General features: G+C 28.2%; 23 protein-coding genes and 1 tRNA gene. 13 read left to right on the top strand and 11 right to left on the bottom strand.

The features are described 5' to 3' along the window. The first annotated feature begins 11 nt into the window (after positions 1-11). From ptsP to PRV_RS01275, 5 genes are read left to right on the top strand one after another with little or no spacing between them, the layout of a single operon-like run. Complete coding sequence (gene ptsP, locus PRV_RS01255; protein ID WP_022769562.1) at positions 12-1,757, top strand: phosphoenolpyruvate--protein phosphotransferase; 1,746 nt, start codon at positions 12-14, stop codon at positions 1,755-1,757. Between the two features lie 21 nt (positions 1,758-1,778). Beyond that, complete coding sequence (locus tag PRV_RS01260) at positions 1,779-3,350, top strand: hypothetical protein (protein WP_022769566.1); 1,572 nt, start codon at positions 1,779-1,781, stop codon at positions 3,348-3,350. Between the two features lie 45 nt (positions 3,351-3,395). Next, positions 3,396-3,812: a hypothetical protein gene (locus PRV_RS01265; protein ID WP_022769567.1), complete on the top strand. Its 417-nt coding sequence runs from the start codon at positions 3,396-3,398 to the stop codon at positions 3,810-3,812. 26 nt (positions 3,813-3,838) lie between these two features. Continuing rightward, positions 3,839-4,960, top strand: coding sequence for a hypothetical protein (locus PRV_RS01270; RefSeq protein WP_022769568.1), 1,122 nt, complete (start codon positions 3,839-3,841; stop codon positions 4,958-4,960). 8 nt (positions 4,961-4,968) lie between these two features. Then, on the top strand, positions 4,969-5,205 hold the full coding sequence (locus PRV_RS01275) for a hypothetical protein (protein WP_022769571.1): 237 nt from the start codon (positions 4,969-4,971) through the stop codon (positions 5,203-5,205). Between the two features lie 89 nt (positions 5,206-5,294). Here PRV_RS01275 and PRV_RS01280 read toward each other — a convergent pair whose 3' ends face one another. Both PRV_RS01280 and PRV_RS01285 read right to left on the bottom strand, forming a co-directional pair. Then, positions 5,295-7,091, bottom strand: a complete 1,797-nt coding sequence (locus PRV_RS01280) for a ribonuclease J (RefSeq protein ID WP_022769575.1) — start codon at positions 7,089-7,091, stop codon at positions 5,295-5,297. A 127-nt stretch (positions 7,092-7,218) separates the two neighbouring features. Further along, positions 7,219-8,817: a sigma-70 family RNA polymerase sigma factor gene (locus PRV_RS01285; protein ID WP_022769579.1), complete on the bottom strand. Its 1,599-nt coding sequence runs from the start codon at positions 8,815-8,817 to the stop codon at positions 7,219-7,221. Positions 8,818-9,034: 217 nt separating this feature from the next. Here PRV_RS01285 and PRV_RS01290 point away from each other — a divergent pair. Further along, a tRNA-Ile gene (locus tag PRV_RS01290) sits at positions 9,035-9,110 on the top strand. Between the two features lie 22 nt (positions 9,111-9,132). Next, positions 9,133-10,077: an NAD(P)/FAD-dependent oxidoreductase gene (locus PRV_RS01295; protein WP_022769583.1), complete on the top strand. Its 945-nt coding sequence runs from the start codon at positions 9,133-9,135 to the stop codon at positions 10,075-10,077. 38 nt (positions 10,078-10,115) lie between these two features. On the opposite strand, the gene PRV_RS03115 is transcribed toward PRV_RS01295, so the two are convergent. Then, positions 10,116-10,256, bottom strand: a complete 141-nt coding sequence (locus PRV_RS03115) for a hypothetical protein (protein ID WP_022769586.1) — start codon at positions 10,254-10,256, stop codon at positions 10,116-10,118. On the opposite strand from PRV_RS03115, the gene guaA reads away from it, so the two are divergent. After that, positions 10,204-11,745 carry a glutamine-hydrolyzing GMP synthase gene (gene guaA / locus PRV_RS01300; RefSeq protein ID WP_236608077.1) on the top strand — a complete coding sequence of 514 codons (1,542 nt, stop codon included), beginning with the start codon at positions 10,204-10,206 and terminating at the stop codon, positions 11,743-11,745. The two genes, PRV_RS03115 and guaA, sit on opposite strands and share 53 nt — an antisense overlap. Positions 11,746-11,785: 40 nt before the next feature. Here the strand turns inward: guaA and PRV_RS01305 are convergent, their stop codons facing one another. Together PRV_RS01305 and PRV_RS01310 are read right to left on the bottom strand one after the other, a co-directional pair. After that, positions 11,786-12,892 (bottom strand): guanosine monophosphate reductase, encoded by a 1,107-nt coding sequence (locus PRV_RS01305; RefSeq protein WP_022769588.1) that lies wholly within the window; start codon positions 12,890-12,892, stop codon positions 11,786-11,788. Positions 12,893-12,944: 52 nt separating this feature from the next. Then, entirely contained in the window at positions 12,945-14,456 is a 1,512-nt protein-coding gene (locus PRV_RS01310; RefSeq protein WP_022769589.1) for a potassium transporter TrkG, read from the bottom strand. Between the two features lie 145 nt (positions 14,457-14,601). Between PRV_RS01310 and PRV_RS01315 the strand changes: the two genes are divergently transcribed. Then, on the top strand, positions 14,602-15,360 hold the full coding sequence (locus PRV_RS01315) for a potassium channel family protein (RefSeq protein WP_022769592.1): 759 nt from the start codon (positions 14,602-14,604) through the stop codon (positions 15,358-15,360). Positions 15,361-15,402: 42 nt separating this feature from the next. Here PRV_RS01315 and fba read toward each other — a convergent pair whose 3' ends face one another. Genes fba through rpsL form a run of 6 tightly spaced genes read right to left on the bottom strand, consistent with a single transcriptional unit; the run spans position 15,403 to position 21,124 of the window. Continuing rightward, on the bottom strand, positions 15,403-16,272 hold the full coding sequence (gene fba, locus PRV_RS01320) for a class II fructose-1,6-bisphosphate aldolase (RefSeq protein WP_022769595.1): 870 nt from the start codon (positions 16,270-16,272) through the stop codon (positions 15,403-15,405). 5 nt (positions 16,273-16,277) lie between these two features. After that, positions 16,278-16,949 carry a nucleotide exchange factor GrpE gene (gene grpE, locus PRV_RS01325; RefSeq protein WP_022769596.1) on the bottom strand — a complete coding sequence of 224 codons (672 nt, stop codon included), beginning with the start codon at positions 16,947-16,949 and terminating at the stop codon, positions 16,278-16,280. Positions 16,950-16,962: 13 nt separating this feature from the next. Further along, on the bottom strand, positions 16,963-18,087 hold the full coding sequence (locus PRV_RS01330; protein ID WP_022769599.1) for a DnaJ domain-containing protein: 1,125 nt from the start codon (positions 18,085-18,087) through the stop codon (positions 16,963-16,965). Between the two features lie 32 nt (positions 18,088-18,119). Further along, a complete protein-coding gene (gene fusA / locus PRV_RS01335) occupies positions 18,120-20,213 on the bottom strand; it encodes an elongation factor G (RefSeq protein WP_022769603.1) in 2,094 nt (697 codons plus the stop codon). A 9-nt stretch (positions 20,214-20,222) separates the two neighbouring features. After that, positions 20,223-20,693: a 30S ribosomal protein S7 gene (gene rpsG, locus PRV_RS01340; RefSeq protein WP_043896045.1), complete on the bottom strand. Its 471-nt coding sequence runs from the start codon at positions 20,691-20,693 to the stop codon at positions 20,223-20,225. A 14-nt stretch (positions 20,694-20,707) separates the two neighbouring features. After that, positions 20,708-21,124: a 30S ribosomal protein S12 gene (gene rpsL, locus PRV_RS01345; RefSeq protein WP_043896046.1), complete on the bottom strand. Its 417-nt coding sequence runs from the start codon at positions 21,122-21,124 to the stop codon at positions 20,708-20,710. 497 nt (positions 21,125-21,621) lie between these two features. Here rpsL and PRV_RS03045 point away from each other — a divergent pair, with 497 nt between their 5' ends. The 4 genes from PRV_RS03045 to PRV_RS03075 all read left to right on the top strand — a co-directional run bounded on the left by PRV_RS03045 (position 21,622) and on the right by PRV_RS03075 (position 23,368). Beyond that, positions 21,622-21,771, top strand: a complete 150-nt coding sequence (locus tag PRV_RS03045) for a hypothetical protein (protein WP_022769618.1) — start codon at positions 21,622-21,624, stop codon at positions 21,769-21,771. A 135-nt stretch (positions 21,772-21,906) separates the two neighbouring features. Further along, a complete protein-coding gene (locus tag PRV_RS01350; RefSeq protein WP_022769622.1) occupies positions 21,907-22,239 on the top strand; it encodes an HIT family protein in 333 nt (110 codons plus the stop codon). A 126-nt stretch (positions 22,240-22,365) separates the two neighbouring features. Further along, positions 22,366-22,758 carry a hypothetical protein gene (locus PRV_RS01355; RefSeq protein WP_022769626.1) on the top strand — a complete coding sequence of 131 codons (393 nt, stop codon included), beginning with the start codon at positions 22,366-22,368 and terminating at the stop codon, positions 22,756-22,758. Positions 22,759-22,813: 55 nt separating this feature from the next. Beyond that, a complete protein-coding gene (locus PRV_RS03075; RefSeq protein ID WP_269077123.1) occupies positions 22,814-23,368 on the top strand; it encodes a CDP-alcohol phosphatidyltransferase family protein in 555 nt (184 codons plus the stop codon). Positions 23,369-23,372 lie beyond the last annotated feature (4 nt).

The raw sequence follows: 23,372 nt of genomic DNA on the forward strand, positions 1-23,372 counted from the left end.
AATTAATATAGATGTCCAAGTTTATAAAAGGTTTAGGAATTGGAGAAGGGGTAGTAGTTGGAAAGGCTCATATCTTTAAAAAAGAAGAGTTAAATATTCAAAAAGAATCAGATTCTAATCCTGAAAATGAATATTATTTATTTCAAAGTGTGGAAGAGAAAGCTATTAAACAAATTGATAATTTAATAAAGTTGGCATCTGAAAATATTTCAGAAGAGAAAGCTGATATTTTCAGAGCTCATCAAGAATTATTAAAAGATGAAGAGATGAAAAATGAGATTAAAAAAGTATTATTTGAAGAAAATTGCTCTTTAGCTTGGGCAATTACTTCTGTTTATGACAGATATATTGAAATATTTGAAAAAATGCCAGACAAATATTTCAGGGAAAGAACTTCTGATTTAAAGGATTTGAAGGAAAGATTATTAACAATAGTTTTGAATGTGGATAAGAATAGTTTGAATGATATCGATAGTGAGTGTATTCTATTAGCTAATGATTTAACTCCCAGTGAAACTTCATTATTGAATAAAAAATATATTAAAGGTTTTATTACTGAAATAGGCGGCGTAACAAGTCATTCAGCAATTATGGCTAAAACTATGGGCTTTCCAGCTATAGTTTCCGCTCAACAAGTAACTTCATTAATTAAGCAAGATGAGATTGTAGCTTTAGATACTAAAACAGGCCATGTTTACTATGATTTTCAAGGAAAAGATGATTCTTTATTAAAAGAATTTCAAGAAAGAGAAAAAAGATTTGAAGCAACTAAAAAAGTGTGAGAAGAATATAAATCTAAAGATTGCAAAACATTAGATGGAAAAGAAATTAAGATTCTTGGGAATATTGGACAACCTTCGGATATGCCTAAAGTTAGAGAATTTGGGGGTAGAGGAGTAGGTCTTTTTAGAACTGAGTTTTTATATATGAAAAGCTCAGAATGGCCTTCTGAAGAAGTTCAATTTGAAGCTTATAAAAATACTTTAATTGATATTAGCGATACAGAATATTTAACAATTAGAACATTAGATATAGGGGGGGATAAATCTTTAGATTATTACGATTTTCCTAAAGAATTGAATCCCTTTTTGGGATATAGAGCTATAAGGATGAGTTTAAAGGAAAAAGAAATTTTTATTGCTCAATTAAGAGCTATCATTAGAGCAAGTTCTGATGGAAATATAAAAATTATGTTTCCAATGATTACTATTTATGAAGAATTTATTGAAGCTAAAGCTTTAGTTGAAGAGGTGAAACTTCAATTAAAAAATGAAGGTTATAGTGTTCCTGTGAATATACCTATTGGATTAATGATTGAGGTTCCTTCAGCTGCATTAATTTCAGATAAATTAGCTAAAGTAGCTGATTTCTTTTCTATAGGATCTAATGATTTAATTCAATATACAAATGCGGTAGATAGAATGTCTGAAAATGTTAATTATCTTTATCAACCTAATTCTCCAGGAATTCTAAAGTTGATAAAAATGGTAGTTGAATCTGCAAAGAAAGAAAATATTGATGTAAGTGTTTGTGGTGAAATGGCTAGTTCACCCCATTCCGCAGTTTTATTAGTAGGTTTAGGTATAGAAACTCTTTCTATGTCAGCCCCTTCTATACCAGTTATTAAAAGAGTTTTAAATAATTTGAGGTTAAGTGAGATGAAAGAATTAGCTGAAAAAGCATTATCTCTCTCTACAGAGGCTGAAATATTCAAATTAACTACTAAATTTTTAGAAGAAAGCGATATACTTCTTTAAGCTCTTTAATTTAAAAAGTTAATGCCTCTGTCAAGAGGGATTAGCTTAATAGGATCTCTTTTGTTGGCTCCTGCAGGATTCGGGACTGCAGCTCATTTTTTGAAATCTTATTACCGAGACATTATGAATTTTGAAGGAGCTTATTTCATAGTTGAAGCGATTACTGAGTTGTACGATAAAGGTATTCCAAAAATACCAGAAGAGGTATTGAAGAGTGCTAAAGAAATTGCAGAACAATTAGAGAAGGAGAAACAAAGTAAGTCACAAAATGGAGTTAATAGTAGTAGTTCTGCATCTTGAACTCTTTCTAGTTCTTCAACCAGCTCTAATGGTATTTCTCAAGATCAAACTCAAGGAGAAGAAATATTTAGCAATGGCGGAAAGAAAAAATATTGATGTCGCCTATTTGATTACACAGTATCAAAAAACGGGGGGGGCCGAATTGAAAATGTAAAGCTTCAATATGATCCTTATTGTGATTTATTTAAGATAATTACAATAAATTCAAATAGTACTAGTGAATTACAAAAAGCTTCTAAAAATGAAAATTTAGAAGATTATTTAAATCCACAAGTTTTGGATATAAAAGAAATAAATCAAAAAATTAATAAATTGGAAGAAGCTAAGTTAAAAAGTAATTCAGAGTTTCAAAAAGGGGCTTTTTATGTTTTAAAAGTAGATAAAAACAGTATACCTAATATTAATGTCAATACAATAATTGAATTATCGGAGGAGCCAAAAAATTTAAGTGAGAGATTTTTAAAACAAAAATATCATAAAAAAATAGCTGCTTTACGAGTTAGAGCGCCTCTTATTGGTGATATTTCCCAAAATGTTAAGTTTGAATTTAAAAATTCCTATCCTTCTTCTATGTTGTTAGTTCAGGAATTAAGTGATAACGTTGATTCTATTTTAATATCAGATAGTAATTTGCAAGCACAAGCTCAAGAAAAAGTTCCATATTATTATTTAAAGCGGCAAAATGAAAATTCACATTTAAATAAAGGGAAAGGATTAGATAATTTAAATGTTTTAAATATATGAGAATTTCCTAAATTTTTAATAGGTAAATCTTCTTCACCTAATTTAAATAAGCTAGACTTACGTTTTGCGGAAAAAATAGATTTAGATAAATTTGGTAAAAAAGATGAATTAAAGAGTTGATGGGGCGATATAACTAAATGGTTTTGGAATTCAAATCCTTCAAATCAAGGAAATTATTACTTAATTAGAACAAGTGATAGTTATTGGGATTATAAAATAAACGAGAAAATAGATTTATTTAAAGTTATGAAGCCAAAAAATGGTAAGAAAGAAGAGGAAAAAGAAAAAAATGATGAAAAGAAATTATCTAGCTTTAAGATAGTTGCCGGAATAATTTCACAACTTCCTTTATCGACAAAATGTAGTCTTGAGAAATTTAATTGAAAAGATAAATTAGCTTATCCTGAAATATTTTTAATGGAGATTGAGAGTAAAAAAAATAAAAATTCATTAAATCCTGAAGATAGATTTTGCGATGAAGTGAATAATAGCATTCCCCCTTCTTCCATAATTCTTATGGGATATAATTTGTCAGAAAAAACAGCTTAAATATTTATTTTTTAGGTTAATTTTTTTAACTTACTAAAAAGTTAAATGTCTTTTTTAAAAGGTGCCAGTTTAATAGGATCTCTTTTGTTGGCTCCTGCAGGATTTGGAACTGCAGCTCATTTTTTGAAATCTTATTACCGAGACATTATGAATTTTGAAGGAGCTTATTTTATTGTTGAGGCTATTACTGATTTATATGATAAAGGAATTCCAAAAATACCTGATAGCGTTTTAAAAGAAGCAAAGAAGATTGCTGAAGATCTGGAAAGAGAAAAAAGTAAGAATAGTCAAAATGGAAATACATCAAATTCAAGCTCGGGGGGGAGGGTTCTTCCGAAAGTTCAAAAGTTAATGATAATAATGAACAAAAACAAGAAATTTTTGGAGACAAGAATGGATTTTGATGTAGATTTTTTGATTACACTGTCTCTAAGGAAAAATCAGGAGAAATTGAAAATGTAAAACTTCAATACGATCCTAACTGCCAATTGTTTAATTTAATTCCTATAAAGCCGCAACAAAACAAAAATTTAGTGGAATCTTCCTCTGAAATGAAATTAAATTGGAATTCTGAAAATTATTTTAAGCCGCAAGTTTTAGATATAAAAGAAATAAATAACAAAATTAATAATTTAAAAAATGTTGAATTAAAAAATAATTCTGATTTTCAAAAAGGAGGATTTTATGTTTTAAAAGTTGATAAGAATAAAATACCTAGCATTAGGGTTAATACCCAAATTGAATTATCTGAAACTCCAAAAGAGAGAATTAGATTTCCAGAGCAAAAATATCATCAAAAGATAGCAACTTTAAAAGTTAAAGCTCCTCTTGTCGGCGATATTTTGCAAAAAGTTCCATTTAAATTTGATGTTTCTTATCCTTCTTCTATGCTATTAGTTAAAAAAATTAATCATGATAGCTCTTTAGTGAAAACATCAGGAGAAAAAAATTCGTCAAATAATAAAGAAAAGATTTATTCTTATTTTTTGAAAAATAACAATAAGACAAATCAAGACTTAAATTTACAAAAAGTAGGTGTTTTGGGAATATGAGAATTCCCTGATTTTTTAACTAGTAGTAAATCTTCTACATCAGATTTAAGTGGTTTAGATTTAAGATTTGCAAAAAAAGTTGATTATGCTAATTTAAAAGGAAATAGTCATAATAATAACAGTTCTTGGTTAGATATTATTCTTGGCAAAGAAAAAAATAAAGAAGGCTATTACTTAATAAGAACAGATAATAGCTACTGAAACTACAAAATAAAAGACAAAATAAATTTATTTAGAGTCGAGAGGAAAGAAAATCAGGAAAACCAAACAAATTCAGAAGACGCTTCAAAACAAGAAGAAAATTTAACTAATTTTGAAATTGTTTCAGGAGTTATTTCTCAAATTCCTTTATCACGGACATGTAGTCTTAAGAAATTTACTATTCAAGATGAATTGAAAAATCCAATAATAATTTGAGAGAAAATTCAGAATAAAGTGAGTACAAAAGGAACAATAGATCCTGAGGAAAAATTTTGTGAAGAAAATAATGAAAATATTTCCCCTTCTACAATGATTCTTATGGGATACAATTTAAAAAATAATAAGATTACTAAATAATTTTTTAAATGTCACTCTTTTTTAAAGTTTTCAATATTTTTGGATTAATTTCTTCTGTAAGTGTTGCTACTGTATTAACACAAATGCCTGCACCTATTAAAAAAACTGTAGAAGAAGGTTCTAAAAATAATAAGGGAATTTATAGTGTTAGACATCCAACAGAGCAACATTTGACAGAGAAGGAAAAGAAAGAAAAAGAAGAGGAGGAGCAAGAATGCTTGGATGATGTTTATTCAGTCATCTAATTTAATATAAATTAGTTTTTTCTCCCCCTTTTGGGGGAGAGGAAACTCTCTTATCTAATTATTTATTATTTCTGTTTTCTATTTATTTTTTATTCTTTGATATAAGAGTTAGCATTTATAGAGTTTTCTCATAAATTATTTTGCTTTACTTCTTCCAACAAAATAATAATTTTAGGGACTTTATGCCCCTTTTTATTGAAAAAATCAGTAATTATAGAAGTATTTGATGAGATAATATCTTCTTTTTTGAGAGTTACTGAAGAATTAGCGAGCAACTCTTCTGTATTTTTAGAAATCATTCTACTTAAATCTTTAAATATTTCTGAAGATAAAGAAAAAGACAAAGATCCAATAGTTGTTACTGGAGAAATGGAAAATATAGTTTTTGTTTCTAAGTCTAATGTAATAGAAACAACTAATAATCCATTCATGGCTAATTTAGTTCTTTCATTTAAAGTTTCTTTTCCATGATCAGTTAATTTATTTTCCATTACAAAATAAGGGAAGTTAAATTTTAAATGTTCTTCCTCTTCAGCTTTACTCACTACTCTATTCAATATTTTTAATTTTTCTCCATTTCTCAAAATGAAAATATTGTAAGAAGGTACTATTTTCAATTCAGAAATATTTCTTTTTAAGTCATGTAGCATTTTCTTTTCTCCATGCACTGGAGCCAAATAAGTTGGAGAAATTAGAGAAATTAATAATTGCTGTTCTAGTTTGGTTGCATGGCCTGAAGCATGTATTTTGCATTCAGGTGAATTTAAAAATAATTTGCATCCAGATTTATAAAGTCTATTGACTAATTCATTAACTGCTTGTTTATTCCCTGGAATTACATTTGAAGAAAAGATTATATTATCTGAAGGCTTTAATTGTATTAAAGGATGTAATCCTTTAGAAATATTATTTAAAGCTGAAGATTCTTCCCCTTGAGAGCCAGTACAGATAATAAGTAGTTTTTTGTCAGGAATTGTATTCATTTCTTGTGGGGTAATAAATACATTTTTTAAATCATTTGTATTTAAAATTCCTGCAGTTTGTGAGCATTTCAAACTGCTTTCTATAGATCTACCAAAAACTACTATTTTTTTATCAGCAGAATTAGCTAATTTAACTATTTCTTCAATTCTACCTAAATTGGAAGCAAAGAAAGTAATAATTATTCTTCCCTCAGAAGAAGAAATAATATTCTTCAATTCTGAAATAATTGTCGCTTCACTTTCATTAAATCCAGGTTGAGCGGCTGAGGTAGATTCACACAGCAATAAATCCACTTCTCTTCCCCCAATACTTATTAATCTTTGAAAAGATTTGCTTTCAATTTTGTTTTTTAAATCAAATCTGAAATCTCCACTAAAAACTAAAAATCCATTAGGAGTAGAAATAGAAAATCCAAAAGAATCAGGAATTGAGTGATTTACAGAAAAAAAATCAAAAGCAAAATATTTTGTGAAATAAATAGAGTCAGAATCATAAATTTCCATTTTAGGTATTCTTTCAATTTTTAATTCTTCTAATTTTTTCTTAATTAATTCCATTGCTAATGCTGGAGCATAAATAGTAGGTATTTCTAAAGAAGAAATTAAATGAGGAACTCCTCCAATATGATCTTCATGTCCATGAGTGATAAATAATCCAGTTATTTTCTTTTGATTTTTAATAAGATAATCCAAATTTGGTATCTCACCTGTTACTCCAGGTTGAGTTAATTTATTTCCAAATTTAATTCCAAAATCCATAATTACTATTTCATCTAAATGTTCAATACAATAGCAATTCTTTCCTATTTCTTCTATCCCTCCTATAGAGAAAAAATAGGTAGGATCTTTTTGTTTATTTCTTCTACATTCAAAAATATGTTGTTCTATTGTATGTAAAGCCATTATATTAGGATTTTCTTAATTAAAATACTTATTTTTTAAAAAACTTACTAGTATTTTTCATTAATAAAAGGGGAGGTATAATCTTCCCTCCCTCTAATTTTTTTATTAGTTTATAAATTTAAAAGAATTAATATGCCTCTCTTTCCAACAAAGTACTAAAAAAAGAATCTTTTAATTTATTTTTTTTAGCTTTATCTCTCAATTTTTGAATAGCTGCATTTTTAAATTTTTCAATTTCAGCACTTAATCCCTTTAAACTAGCAGCAGAATAATTTGCTCCTTTTTTGGCAGCTTTTTTAGCTGCTAAAACATTAGGATCTAATAAATCTTTAATTTTTTTATCACTCAATAAACTTACATACTTAGGATTTTTTGCAAATAATTGAGCAATTTGTTCGCTAGTATGAGCTTCTTGATTATTTAAACCAAAATGAAGAGAAAGAATTAAATATTCATCTTTCTTTAGTGTACTTTGCAACAAATCTTTTAATTTTTCTTCATGAATATTTCTATTTGCTATTCATTCTGGATTAACTTCTTCATTATCTTCTTTTACAAAATCTGAAAAATTAGAACTTTCATTATTAGAAATAGGTTTATCTAAGGAAACCAAATCAACATTAATTTTTTTAATTTCACTAATTTTTAAAGGAGTGAATTGTGTTCCATATTTTTGCATTTCTGAAGATAATTCATCTAAAGTGGGAGAATTTCCAGTTTTCAAAATTAATTCTTTTTCTGCTTTAGTCATTTTATTAATGACTTCCATCATATGCACCGGTATTCTTATTATTTTTGATTGATCAGCTATAGATCTAGTAATAGCTTGTCTAATTCATCAAGTTGCATATGTAGAAAATTTATTACCAAATTTGTAATCAAATTTAGTAATTGCTTTTCTAAGCCCAAAAACACCTTCTTGAATCAAATCTCCCAAATTAAACCCACAATTTAAATATTTTTTAGCTACTGAAATAACCAATCTCAAATTAGAAGTCATTAATTGTTTTTCAGCGAAACTTCTTTTTTCCGGAATATCCATTAACTGAGCTATCTTTTTTTCTTCATCAGCCGTTAGCATTCTTGAAAAGCACAATGTAGAGAGGAAAGATTTAGAAGAGTCGCTTATTTTATCTTTAGTACTCGAAGAATAATAGAATCTGAAATTAGAAATATTCTCATCTTGATAATCAAGATGAGCTTCTTTTTCTTCTTTAGTTAATTTATTAGTAATCTGAATTGAATGTTCAGTTAATTTTTTTGTGAATAATTCTCAAAAATCATCCGGAATCATTTCTTGGTCTTCTAATATCATTAATATTTCTTCTTCTGTTAATTTGTTTTTCCCTTTTTTAGGTTTTGTAGCTTGATTCAAAAATAAAGGAAAAATTAAAGTTAATAAATTTTTCCCTTTCTTTACTTTTCCCTTTTTAGAATTTGATTCCAAAACAAAAGATTTTTCAAAATTATTTGCTTCAGCTTTTTCTAAAGCTTTTAAAGCTAAAAGATTTTCTCTAATTGTTTTTACTTTTTTTTCATTTTTTTGTAGTAATTCATGATCTATTGCATTTTTGGCAATCTTCTTTTTAGTTGTTTTGGATTTGGAGGGAGATTCTCTTTTTACGGAGCTACTTTTAGTTTCTGATTTATTACTTTTTTTTGAAGTTTTTACTTTTGTTTTAATTTCAGAATTTTTTAAAGTATTTAATTTTTCTTTTTTCGCCATCCTAATTATTAATTAGATTTTTTTAAATAAAAATTAAATAAATTTGCTTATTATCTAAAAAAATCTATAAGTTTTTGGAATAATTTCAATTAACACTTAAATTTTAATGTCTTATTAATTAAAAAAAGTACTAAACAATATTAAATTCTCTTTGTTTTACTCTTACAAAAATAGATAAAAATAATTTAATAAATTTTATTTAAGGTTAGAAATCAGAGGAGCTATAGCTCAATCGGCAGAGCACACCTCTTATAAGGGTAAGGTTATGAGTTCGAGTCTCATTAGTTCCACCAATTTATTATTTAAGAATTAAATTTGTCAGATACTATATGAGATGTAATTATTATTGGGGCTGGACCTGCGGGGGCTACAGCAGCAATTTATTGTGCTAGATCCTGTTTAAATGTTTTGATTATTGAAAAAGCATTAGTAGGGGGTAAATTAACTAAAACTCTTTTTATAGATAATTATCCAGGTTATTTGGATAGAAGTGGCTTTCAATTATCAGATAATTTATTAACTCAATTAAAAGAGTTAAAAGTTGAAATTAAAAATGAAGAAGTAATCGAAATTACTTCTTCTAATAATAATTGAGAGCTAAAAACTAAAAAAGCTAATTTTTTTACTCGCACTATTCTTATAGCCACTGGAATGAGAGAAAGAAAATTAGAGATAGAGAATGAAACAGAATATTACAGTAAAGGAGTTTCTTATTGCGCCATTTGTGAAGGTAATTTATATACTGGAGAAGAAATGATTGTTGTTGGGGGAGGAAATAGCGCTTTAGAAGAAGGTATTTATTTAACAGCAATGGCTTCTAATCTTAAATTAGTGCATAGAAGAAGAGAATTTAGAGGGGACGAGATTTTAGTAAAACAATTGAAAGGTAAAGATAATGTGACTATCTTTACTCCCTATAAACCAAAAAAGATATTAGTTGAAAATGATAAAGTAAAAGGACTTTTAGTTACTCATGCAGAAACTGGAGAAGAATTGGAAATAAAAGGTAAAGCAGTATTTATTTTTATTGGACTTTTACCTGAGACGGATTTTCTTTCTAATCTTTCATTAGAAAGAGATGAAAGAGGTTTTATTATTGTTGATTCTGAAATGAGAACTAATTTGAAAGGTATTTTTGCCGCAGGAGATGTTATTAATAAAGAGTTAAGACAAATAGTAACAGCAATGAATGATGGAGCAATTGCGGCAATTGCTATAAAAAATTACATCAAATCTGGTCATTTTTCTAAAAATAATTAATAAAAGGTATTTAAATTTAATTTGTTTGTGAATCTAATCTAAAAGTAAGAAACTATAGAAAGTTCAATTAATATAGATAATAATGATTTACTTTTTATTGATTTAGGCTCTCAGTATAGTTGTGTTTTAGAGAGAAAATTAAAAAATTTAGATTGTTCAGTATTTAAATATCTTTTCAAGGAGGAAGAAATCCCTCCCGAAAAATTTAATTTTTCTCATTTTAAAGCAGTTTTTTTATCTGGAAGTCCTTCTTCTGTTAATGAAATTCAAGATAAAAAAGGTTATTCTTGATTAAAAAATGAGATATTGAATAATAAAGAAATTCCCATTATGGGAATTTGTTTTGGAATGCAACTGATTCACTATTTTTTTGGCGGAAAAATAGAAAAAACTATTTCTTTATTTGGAGAAGGAGAAGTAATAAGAGAGAGAGAACATCTTTTATTTTCAGAAATTCCAAAAAAATTTAAAATTTGGGGATCTTTTTTTGAAAGTGTTACTAAATTAGGTAATGGTTTTTATTCTTTAGCGTCTTCTAAAGAAAAAGTTTGTTTAATTTCCGCTCATGTAAGTAGGCCTATTTATACTATTCAATTTCATCCCGAATTGAATGAAACTGAATTTGGCACTCAATTATTTATGAATTTTTTAACTAAAGTTGCAAAAATAAATTTTCAAGCTAAACAAGAAACTGATTATAGATTGAAAAAAAATTCTATTCAAGTTGATGAGTTAATAGAAAAGTATAAAGAAGAATTAGAAGATGCTAAAGTTTTAGTGGCTTTATCGGGAGGTCTTGATTCTAGTGTATTAATACATTTAATTGGAGAAATGGTTTTGGAAAAAAACATTTATCCAGTATATCTTTCTACTGGATTAATACCTAAAAAAATGGAAGAAAGAACAGTGAACTATTTTAGTTTAAAATTCTCCAATTTTAAAGTAATTTCTTGAAAAGAAAGTATTTTTAAGGAGTTAAAAGGAATTACTAATCCAGAAGAAAAAAGAAAATTAATAGCTCAAAAATTTAAAACTACTTTTGATGAAATTTTTAAAGAAGAAAAATCAAAAGGAATTACTCATTTAGCGCAAGGAACAATTTATTCCGATGTAATAGAATCAGGAAAATTATCCTCAAAATATTCCAAAATTAAAACACATCATAATGTTGAAATGATTAATACAAAAAATTTACCTTATAAGGTTATAGAGCCTTTATCAACATTATTTAAAGATCAAGTGCGAGAATTAGGAAATGCATGTGATTTGCCTGCTTTTTTACTTTCTCAACAACCTTTTCCAGGTCCAGGATTAGCTATTAGAGTTATTGGAGAAGTTACTGAAGAGAAAGTAAATTTACTTTCTTCAATACATGACTTTATAGAACAAGAATTTATTGAGAGAAAATTAGGAAAATATAGTGATCAATATTTCCCTATACTTCTTTCCGAGGAAGCCGTAGGAGTAAAAGGAGATCAACGAGTTTATGGATATGCAATAGTTTTAAGAGCAATAAAAACAATAGATTTTATGAGTGCTAATGTAAGTGAAATTCCTTTAAATGCTTTAGTTGCGATAGCAAATAAAATTGTCTCAAAATTTTCTGAAGTAACCAGAGTGTTATTTGATTTAACTACTAAACCCGGAGGAACTATAGAGTGAGAGTAAAAACTCTCACTCTTTTAAGTTTTTTAAGTAAAACTACAAATTAATAATTTAGAATAGTTTCTACTGCATGAACTTTAGATTTTTTAGAAACTGATTTAGTAACTCTAACAAATCTAGCTTTTTTATGAAGTTCTAAAATATTTTTAGCTCCAATATATCCAAAAGCTGTTTGTAGTGAAGCTGTTAAATGTAATAATACATTTTTAACACTTCCCTTGTATAGTACATAACTTTCAACACCTTCAGAGACCCAATTTTTTGGGTCTGTAGAATGTTTGAAATATCTATCTGCTGATCCAGCTTTCATAGCACCCAAAGAACCCATTCCTCTATAGAGTTTTAACTCTTTTCCTTCAATCTTTTTTATTTCTCCGGGAGCTTCATCTGTTCCAGCGAAAAGATAACCTAACATTACTAAATCTGCTCCGGCTGCCAAAGCTTTAACAATTTCGTCAGTGGAGGTTAAACCTCCATCTGCAATTGTTAAAACATTTTTAGCTTTACATATTCTAGAAACTTCTACTAAAGAACTGAATTCTCCCGAACCAACCCCAGTAATTAATCTAGTAGTACAAATTGAACCTGAGCCTATTCCAACTTTAACAGCATGCGCTCCGCAAGAGATTAAATATTCCGCCCCTTCCGAACTTACTACATTTCCAGCTATTATGAAAATATCAGAAGAAATTTCTTTAACTTCTTTAATTTTTTCACCTATATTTTTTGAATGTCCATGTGCGGAATCAATAAGAATAATATTTGCTCCACTATTAATTAATTCTTTTATATCTTCTTTTGTAGTAGAAGCGCCTATAGCTACAGCATAAGGTTTATTTTCGCCGAATTCTTCTCTTAATTTATTTATTCATTCTTTAGCTGTAGATATTTTTAAATTTCTATGTAAAACTCCCATTCCCCCTGAAGAAATTAAAGCTCTAGACATTTCGTATTCTGTAACGGTATCCATAGCTGCAGATAAAAAAGGTAAAGAAAGTTTAAATTTTTCATTTAATGAAACTTCTAGAGAAACTTCATAAGGTAAGAAATCAGAATAACCAGGAACTATCAATATATCTTCAAAACCTAAAGATAATTTAGGATTCAATCTATTATCTTCCATTATTTTTGTACTTTTTTGTTCTTTCAAGTCAATCTGAACATTATTCTTATTTCATTTAGATTAAATGTTAAGTAATTTATTAGGCAATTCTTAATTTTTCTTCAGGATAAATTATTTTTTGTTTTGAAGGTCTTGATTTGGAGTAGTAAAGAAGAACATTTGGAACTCCCATTTGACCTATGTACATTAATACCATTAAAACTACTTGCCCCACTCAATTAGTTTTAGTAGTAGTTCCCAAGGAAAGACCAGAAGTTCCAAATGCCGAAGAAGCTTCAAAGAGTTTTTCATGTCTTAATAGATTATTTCCTCCATTGCTACTATTTGGAATAATCAAAGATGCAATAAGTACTAGCGCGGATGATAAGAAGAATACCAAGAAAGAATTTTCAATTGTTTGGCTGGAAACAGTTTTACTAAATACTGATAAAGATTTTCTCCCTCTCATTGTTGATCAAACTTTACCCATTATTAAGAAAAGAGTAATACTTCTAATTCCTCCAGCGGTTGAAGAAGGAGAAGCTCCTATGAACATTAGTATTAATAGAATTCATTGAGTTCTCTCAGTTAAACTTGTTAAATCAAGGCCGGAAAATCCTGAAGATCTAGCTGAAATTATTAAATAAAGAAGTTGTCAAACTTTTTCTCCAGTACTTAAGCAACAATGTTTAATTTTGTCTAAAGTTCTTCCGTTTTCACTAAATTCAGATCCTAAAACTGCCCCAGCTGCAATTACAGTAATTAAAAAGTGCATCAAAATAGAAATTTTGGTGAACAAAGAAAAAATATTTTTAGAAGATTTATGTTTTCTTTTTTTCTTACATCATTCTTTAAATTCATAAAGAACTGGATATCCAATTCCTCCAATAATGGAGGAAATAGAAAATATTATCGATAATATCACTCCTCAATTTTTGGAATAAGGCATAATGGATTTACTAGATAGAATGTCCAATCCAGCATTATTAATAGAAGAAACAGAATGAAAAATTCCATTTCATAAAGAATTTCAAAAATCTTTTTGAGATCCATTATTACAACTTAAATCTGGTGTTACAAAATAAAAAAAGAAAGTAAGTAATATAGCTATTATTACTTCACAAGATAATAGAATTTTTAGAGCAGACATAACTATTTCAAAAGAGTTTCCTCTGCTCATACCTCCTCTTTCGGAGTAAAGATTTAATCTTTCCTCAATAGTATGTTTTTTAGCTTTAAGGAAAAAGTGTTTAATAAACATTCAACTAGTAACTAGCCCTAAACCTCCCACTTGAATTAATACAAGAATTATTATTTTTCCTCATGTATTAAAGGAACAATGCAGAGGGTTCATTGTTAGACCTGTTGTAGTGAAAGCGCTGACTGAAATGAACAATTTTGAAAATATATCATTTTCATTTGTTGAGCCGTTTGAAGAGCAAACTTTACAACTGCCGTTTAATGAGATTCCAGGTATATTCAATAATCCAAAACCAATTAGCACTACAATAAAATAAATTCTTGAGATTCTTTGATAAATATTTTTTCCTACACAACATCTTCAGAAAATAGTTAATTTATTTGGTTTGTTTTTGGCCTGCGCTTTTATCATTAACTAGTGAATAGTAAGACAAAAATTTAAGGTTAAAAATGAGATTTGCATTAAAAAAACTTTAAATTTTTTCATAGGTTAGCTTCTTAATAATTTTTTAAATAATAGAATTATTGGTGAATTTGTAAAAATTATTTAAGTAAATTTGATAGGTTTAGTCAAAAAAAAGAACAATTTAAGGAGAGATTATTGTTTAATTGGATTAAGCAAATTCAATTATGAAATAGCAAAGATTTTAATGAAAGAGGAACAGGGAGTTACCATTTTAGATAAAAACAATGAAATAATTAATAGTTTAGGGGAAGAATTTACAGAATCAAAAAATTGTGATGCCATGAACATAAAAGAATTAGAAGATGCTGATATTAAAAACTTTGATTATGTAATAGTAGGAATAGATAATGTAGAGAAATCTATTTCTATTTGTTCTAACTTAAGAGAGTTAGGAGTAGTAAGAATATTAGCTAAAGCGCAAGATGAAATACATAAACGAATTCTCAAATTAATGGGAATAGTACATAGTGTTATTCCTGAATTGTGCATTGCAGAAAATTTAGCTTATCAGACTATGTTTGATCTAGAAATTGAAAGGCTTCCATTTGATAAGGAAGATACTGAAAGTGATATTTTTAGCACTAGACTAACTGTTTATAACTCCAATTTATGAGATAAAAAAGTTGGCTCTTTATTATTTTTAAAGGAATATAACGCTTCTATAGTGAGCATTAAGAGAATGAAAGGGGGAAGTATTATAATACCTGTAAAAGATGAAGATAAATTAGAAAGATCTGATACAGTTATATTAGTTACCAAAAAAGAATCCATCGCTAAACTTAAAGAAGCTTTTGTAAAAAATATTCCAGTGAATTTATTTGTTACAGAAACCAAAAAAGAAGCAAGCTAAAAGAAACTAAAACTCTCCCCCTAAAAGGGGGATAGAATTTTTTTAGGCTTTGCCTGCAGAACCAAATAACTTAAATTTTTCTTCAATAACTTGTAGAATGCCTTGATAACCATAAGCTAATAACTTTCTAGGATCAAAACCTTTAGCTTTCATATCTAAATCTTTTTGTTCTTCAATATATCTTCTAGTTTCTTTTGCGAATCTCATTTGCAATTCCGTATTTACATTTATTTTTGTAACTCCCAATGAGATAGCTTTTTTAATGCTTTCATCATCAATTCCAGTCCCTCCATGCAAGACCAAAGGTCTATTAATTGCTTTAGAAATTTCCTCTAATAATTGAAGATTTAAACCTTTTCAATTCGGAGGATAAGGTCCGTGCATATTTCCAATTCCCGCAGCTAACATTGTAGGATTTAATTTTGAAATCTCTTCACATTCTTCCACTTTTGCTTGTTCACCCATCCCTAAAACTCCATCTTCTTCTCCCGCAAGAGTTCCAACTTCCAATTCAACTGAAACACCTTTTTTATTAGCTAAAGAAATTATTTCAGCAGATTTTTCATAATTTTCTTTGAATTCAAGATGTGAGCCATCAAACATAATTGAAGAAAAGCCAGCTTCTAAAGCTTTTTTGCAGCCCTCGTAAGTTCCATGATCTAAATGCAGGATTATAGGGACAGTAATATTTAAGTCTTTAACCATTCCATGTACTAAAGAAGAGACAGTGTTATAACCACCCATATATTTAACTGCACCTTCTGAAGCTCCAATAATTACAGGAGAAGAAAGTTTCTGAGCTGTCATTAAAATAGCTTTAGTTCATTCTAAATTATTAGTGTTAATTTGAGCTACAGCATATTTCCCCTTAAAAGCTTTTTCCATAACTTCAAATCCACTTACTACCGGCATCTTTATTAAATTCCCACTTTTACTTGCGCTAATTTAATTACTCTTTCATTTAAGGTATAACCTTTACTAAAAACCTCAATAATCTTATTTTTTTTGTTCTGCTCGACTTCCACAGTCTCTAAACTTTCCATTTTTTCAGAATCAAATTCTTCATTTATTTTTGGAGAAATACTTTTTATATTTAGACTATCTAATAAAGCTTCAAATTGAGTTAAGAACATCTTAAAACCTAATAAATAATTCTTTACTTCTTCACTTTTAGCCTCAGCATAAATTACTTTTTCTAATCCAGAAATAATATTCACTAATTCAGCAAATTGATTTTCATAAATAAACTTTTTATTTTCTTCAAATTTTAGACTGTATTTTTCTTCTACCTGCTTTTCTCTTTCTTTAATTAAAAGACTTGCCTCCTCACTTTTCTTTTGAATAGCTTCTAAATATTTTTTATTTAATTCGTCTTTAAAAGTTTGTTCTCTTTCTTTATATTTATTAAGTTCACTTTCTAGTGAATTAATTTTTTTAATGTAAAAATCTTGAACTGTTTCCTGTTTTCTTTTTTTATTTTTTTTAGAAGAAGTTATTTCTTCTTGAGGTTCAACTTCCTCTTCATTTGAAATTATTTCTTCATTTGATTCAGCATTAGAATATTTAGCTTCTTCTACCATTTTTGACATCTAAAAAAACTAATTAAGAAGAGGAAGGTGTAAGTTCGCCATATTCTTTCTTGAAATTTTTATTTCATTCCTCACTTTCTTTAGGTTCCGTCAACTCTATTGATTTTATTTTTTCTAAATCAATATGACCTAATTTAGTTGGAGAGACTTCTATTTTCACATATAAATTGCCTGATATTTTTTTATTTAAAGGAATTCCCATTCCTTTAATTTTTAATAATTCACTACTTTTAGAGTTTGCGGGCAATTTAATAGATTTCAAGCCGAAAGGAGTAGGAACATTTATATATCCCCCAGTAATGAAAAGCAAAGGATTTATAAATACTTTGGTATATAAATTATTTCCTTCTCTAGTGAATATTTTAGAAGGACCTACTCGCACATTAATATAAATTTTTTGATTATCATAAGAATCTTTATCTTCATATACTAAAACATCTCCATCTTTAATTCCACTTCCTATAGAGATGGTTATTTTTTTCATTTCTGAAATATATCCTTGTTTTTTACAAGTTGCACAACTTTTAGTAATTTTTTCTCCTGTACCTCCACAATATCTACAAGTGACTCTTTGTTCTATTAATCCAAATAATCCTTTAGCTCTTAAAACTTCAAATCCATGCCCTTTACAAGCTGTACAATTACTAATAAAGCTTTTATCCCCCTTAAAAGCTTTATTTCCTTTACATTCTTTACATACTTGATTAGATTTGAAATTTATGTCATACTCGCAACCAACAATGGATTGTAAGAATGAAATGGTAATGTATTTTTCTGTAGTTCTTGATTCTTTACTTTTTTTATTAGTTTCAGTGGCGCTTCTAAAAGTTGTGAAAAAATCTTCTTCATCCCCTTGTCTTGAGAAAAAGCTATTGAAAATATCAAATGGATTGGAACCATTCTCAAAGCCTCCTGTTCCATCAAATGAAGAGGCGCCGAATCTATCATAATTTGATTTTTTTTGCGGATCTCCTAAAACTTCATAAGCTTCATTAATTTCTTTGAATTTTTGCTCAGCTCCAGCTGATTTATTTATGTCCGGATGATATTCTTTTGCTAACTTTCTATAAGCTTTTTTAATTTCATCAATACTAGCATTTCTATCTACTCCTAGAACACTATAATAATCTGAGCTCATCCTCTATTTAAAGAGAATAAGTCTAAAAAGACTTATTTACGATCTCCCAAAAATCCAGGAATTTCTTTCAATAAATGTTTAGGTAATGGTTGATAATGAGAAAAGCTCATTGAATAAATACCTCTACCCTGAGTTAAGGATCTCAGAGTGGTTGCATATCCAAACATTTCTTTTAGAGGTATTTTACATTTAATGGAACTGGAAGAGGAGGATAATTCAGTTGAAGTGATTAATCCTCTTTTAGAAGTTATATCTCCCATTACAGTCCCAAAATATTGAGGTGGAGAATTTACTTCTACTTCCATAATAGGCTCAAGTAAAATTGAATTACATTTTCTACTTGCTTCTTTTAAAGATAATGAAGCAGCTATTTTGAAGGCCATTTCATTGGAGTCAACTTCATGGAAAGATCCGTCATAAAGAGTAGCTTTTATATCAATAATTGGATAACCCGCCAACTGTCCAGCCTTCATAGACTCTATTAAACCTTCCCTAATAGACTTAATGTATTCTTTAGGGATTTTTCCTCCAACAATTTTGTCTACAAATTCAAACCCTTTTTCCTCATTAGGTTCATATTTAATTCATACATGTCCATAATTACCCCTACCCCCAGTTTGTTTAATATATTGACCTTCAATCTCTGCAGTAGAAGTGAAGGTCTCTCTATAAGCAACTTGAGGGGCACCTACATTAACTTGAAGTCCAAACTCTCTCTTCATTCTGTCTATAAGAATTTCTAGATGTAATTCTCCCATTCCTGAAATAAGAGTTTGACCAGTTTCATGATTTGCAGAAATTCTAAATGTTGGGTCTTCATCTGCTAATTTTTTTAGAACAATAGATAATTTTTCTTGGTCTGATTTAGTTTTAGGCTCTATAGCCAGTGAAATAACTGGATCTGTGAAAACCATTTCTTCAAGCAAAAAGTTGTCGTCGGGACAACTTGTTAAAGTATCTCCTGTCTTTGTAGACTTAGGACCTACTAATGCACAAATTTCACCAGCTCCAGCATATTCTATTTCGGTTTTATGGTTTGAATGCATTTTCACCAATTTTCCAACTCTCTCTTTTATTTCTCTGGTGGAGTTGTAAATCATAGAACCTTTTTCTAATTTACCTGAATAAATTCTCGCGAAGGTTAATCTACCTACAAAAGGATCAGTAGCTATTTTGAAGGCTACTGCCACTAAAGAAGAGGAAGTTTTATTTTCTATTTGTAATTTTTCTCCTCCTCTAGTATAGGCAGTAGTTGTAGGAATGTCAAGAGGACAAGGTAAATAATCTACTATAGCATCAAGAAGAAATTTAACTCCTTTGTGTTTAAAAGAAGAGCCGCAAAGTACTGGAAAGAATGTTCCTGTTAAAGTTGCTTTTCTAATGCAACTTTTTACCTCTTCAACACTTACTTCTTCGCCAGCTAAATAACGTTGAAGAACATTATCGTCATACATTAAAACTTCATTTAAAAGAGTTTCTCTTTGAAGTTTTACTTCATTAAGTAAATCTGCGGGGATTTCTATTTCTTCGAAATTGTCTTCCTCCCCTTCTTCAAATTTATAAGCTTTTTCCTCAATTAAATCAATAATTCCCCTAAATTCAGATTCATTTCCAATATTTCACTGTATTGGAGAAAAATTAATATTCAACCTCTCTTTTAAAGATTTCATAGAAGAATTGAAACTTGCTCCAATCTTATCCATTTTGTTGCAAAAAATAATTCTTGGAACATTGTATTTATTTGCTTGTCTCCAAACTGTTTCAGTTTGGGGTTCAACACCCATGGCGCCATCAAGCACTACTACAGCACCATCTAATACTCTTAAAGATCTTTCAACTTCTACAGTAAAATCAACGTGCCCAGGGGTATCAATTAGATTTAAGGTATATCCTTTCCATTCAGTAGTGGTTGCGGCGGAAGTAATAGTAATTCCTTTTTCTCTTTCTTGTTCCATCCAGTCCATTGTGGCACTCCCTTCATGAACTTCCCCCATTTTATGTATTTTTCCTGTGTAATAAAGAATTCTTTCGCTAGTTGTAGTTTTTCCAGCATCAATATGTGCCATAATTCCAAAATTTCTTAGTTTAAAAAGTCTTAACTCATCTTTATTAAGCTCTTTACTCATTACTAAACTTTAAGCCCTGTAATAAGCGAAAGCTTTATTACTTTCCGCTGTCTTAATAACTTCTATTTTTTTCTTTATAGAAAGGCCCGTATTATTTGAGGCATCTATTATTTCCGCGCAAAGAGCATCAATAATAGTTCGTTCATCTCTTTTTCTACTAAATCTAATTATTCATCGTAAAGCTAGTGTTTCTCTTCTTTCAGGAGTTGATTCTACAGGAACTTGGTAGTTAGAGCCTCTAACTTTTCTAGTTTTTAATTCAATACTTGGAGCAACATTTTTTAGGGCTAATTGAAAAACTTCTAAAGCAGGTTTTCCCGTTCTTTGCTCTATTTTTTCAAAAGCCCCATAAATTATTCTTCTAGCCAGTTGTTTTTTTCCATCTCACATAACAACATTAATAGCTTTAGAAACTAGTGTGGAATTATATTTCGTATCTGGAAGAATTTTGTGTTTTTTTAATTTTCTTTTTTTTCTTATTTTCTTTTAATTAATTAAGCTTTCTTTTCTCTTTTAACACCATATTTTGATCTTTCTTTTTTTCTTTTTTCTACAGGAGCTGTATCTAATTTACCTCTTACAATGTGATACTTAACTCCCGGCAAATCTTTAACTCTGCCTCCTCTAATCATGACAACATGGTGTTCTTGAAGATTATGTCCTTCTCCAGGAATATAAGCTAACACTTCATGATTATTAGAAACTCTAACTTTAGCGAATTTTCTAAGAGCTGAATTAGGTTTTTTTGGAGTCATGGTAGAAACTTTTAAACAAACAGCTCTCTTGAAAGGATTTGGTCGTTTGATTGGTTTTTTCTTGAGAGAGTTTCAGCTCTCTTGAAGAGCTTGAGACTTAGATTTCTTCTTCTTTCTCTGTCTTCCGTATTTAGCTAACTGTGTTAGAGTTGGAATTACCTAATTAAATCTCTTTTTCTATCTATTAATGCCCGTTATTAAATATTTAATAAAAAATACGATGAATTTAAAATTTTTTAATTTTAATTAAAATAGATAGCTCACTAAAGACAATTTTAGATTTTTATTTTATTTTGTTAATTTTTTTATATTTTTCATTAAATATTTAATAAAAATTTCTTTATTTTTTATGCTTTTACTTTTATTACTTAATTAATACTCTCTAAGTATTAATTTTTTTTGAAAAACTTTTCTCCCTAGTGTATTTTTTTCTGGAGCTCTAGCTATTTTTGCAGCTAAAGTTTGATTTCCAGTTATAGATGGAAAAGCTAAAGAAGAGATTGAAAAACTTAAAAAAGATAAAGAACAAAACAGTGAAAATGAGCAGTCTAAGGTTGTTTCCCGAAATGACGTAAGCAGCTCTCAGTAAATAGAATAAGTTAAAAATTTATTAGAAATTTTTAATTTCTTAAAAAATTAATCTTTTTTGAAAGATGTTTTTATTAAGTGCCGTTTGTTCTGGCGGTTTAATTGCATTTGTTGTTGTTAAAGCTTTTAAAGGAATAAAAGAAGCTACAGAAAAAGAGGCAAAAGAAAAACAAACTGCCATAACTCAATCAAATCAAATTTCTGTATCTGGTTAAATAAAAATAAATTAAATGAATGAACATTTATCATATTGATTTTTGAATTTAAATTGAATTTAAAATATCCTTAAAAATTAGAAATGACTATATCATTAAATAACTAATAGTAAATTAGTTAGGTAATAGATATAAATGTTTAAAAAAGATTGTGTTTTTTGCCAAATCTCTTCGGATTTGGAAAATAACGATAAAGTATTAAAAAATGGAAAAAAAGTTTTCCTTCTTCCCGATATTAAACCTATAAGTCAGGGACATGCTTTAATAATCACTAAAGAGCATTTTTCAGATTTATCTGCTTCTTCCGATGAAGCATTAGAAGAAGCTATTATCTTAGCTAAAGAATATGCTAATTCTTTATTAAAAAAACATCCAGAAATTAAGGGATTTAACTATATTTCTAATCAAGGGGTTGAGGCCAAACAAGTTGTTTTTCATTTTCATTTACATGTAATTCCTAGATGGTAAATCCTAAGAAATTTAAAATTTAATAAGATTTAATAGTATTTTTTAGTTCTTTGAGAATTTAAAAGTTTCAGAGACTAATAATTTTTTAAAAATTTTTAAAAAAAAGAAGTTAAAAATTAAGAAGTAATGTCAGAGGATTCCAAGAAAAAGGAAAAAGAAGTAACTATTACCTTAACTATTAAGAAGAGTTTGTATGACAGCATAGTTAAACAATTTGAAACTCTTAAAGAAAAAGATATAGAGGGCTTTTCAAGTGTCAAAAATATTGAAGAATTCATTGTGTTTTATTTGAAATGATTATCCAATGAAGGAGATCATTTCAAAGAATTAGAGAGCAAAATGCAAGACATTTTAAATGTGCTTAAAGATAGAGGAATTGATTTATTAGATGAGTTAAATATGGGTTCAAAAATTTTTAAAAAAATTAATAAACCAAAGAAGGAGGAAGATGAGGGGGAAAAAAAGAAAGAAGAAAAAGTTCAGAAGAAAAGTTTTCCAGACAAGGTAAAGAAGAGTTAATTATTAACTAAATATCTAAATAGTTTTAAGAGTAAATCGGAATTTAATTCCGAATTTACTTACAGTTTCGAGATTTGTTTTCGGGTTTTTGTCAATTGTTTTTTATATGGTTTTTTTATTGAAAGGATGAAAAAATCAAGAGTCAAAAGGAATTACAAATTTTTATAACCCTTTCTTCACTTTAGGATTTTTAACTCTATTTTTTTCTCTTATAACTGATTGTTTTGATGGTATTTTAGCAAGAAAATGACATTGTGAATCCAATTTTGGAAAGTTATATGATCCTTTAGCTGACAAGCTTATTGTTTCTAGTTTTTTAATACTTTTTTCAACTAGAAATATTGTTCATTGATTAATTCCCTTTCTCTCTATTACTAGAGAAATTATTGTAGAAATAGTTAGATATAAACTAAAAAAAGTTTATGTTATATTACAAGCGAGTAATACAGCTAAATATAAAACTGCTATTCAATTTGTAGTAATATTCATTATTTATCTTTTTTTCTCCTATAGCAATAATGTCTGGGGAGATATTTTATTTATCCCTTCCTTATTATTTAGCTTTCACTCTTTATCTAAATATTTACAAATTTATTGAAAATATTATTAGTTTT

This window comes from Mycoplasma parvum str. Indiana, from assembly GCF_000477415.1.
GTDB lineage: Bacteria > Bacillota_I > Bacilli_A > Mycoplasmatales > Mycoplasmoidaceae > Eperythrozoon_A > Eperythrozoon_A parvum.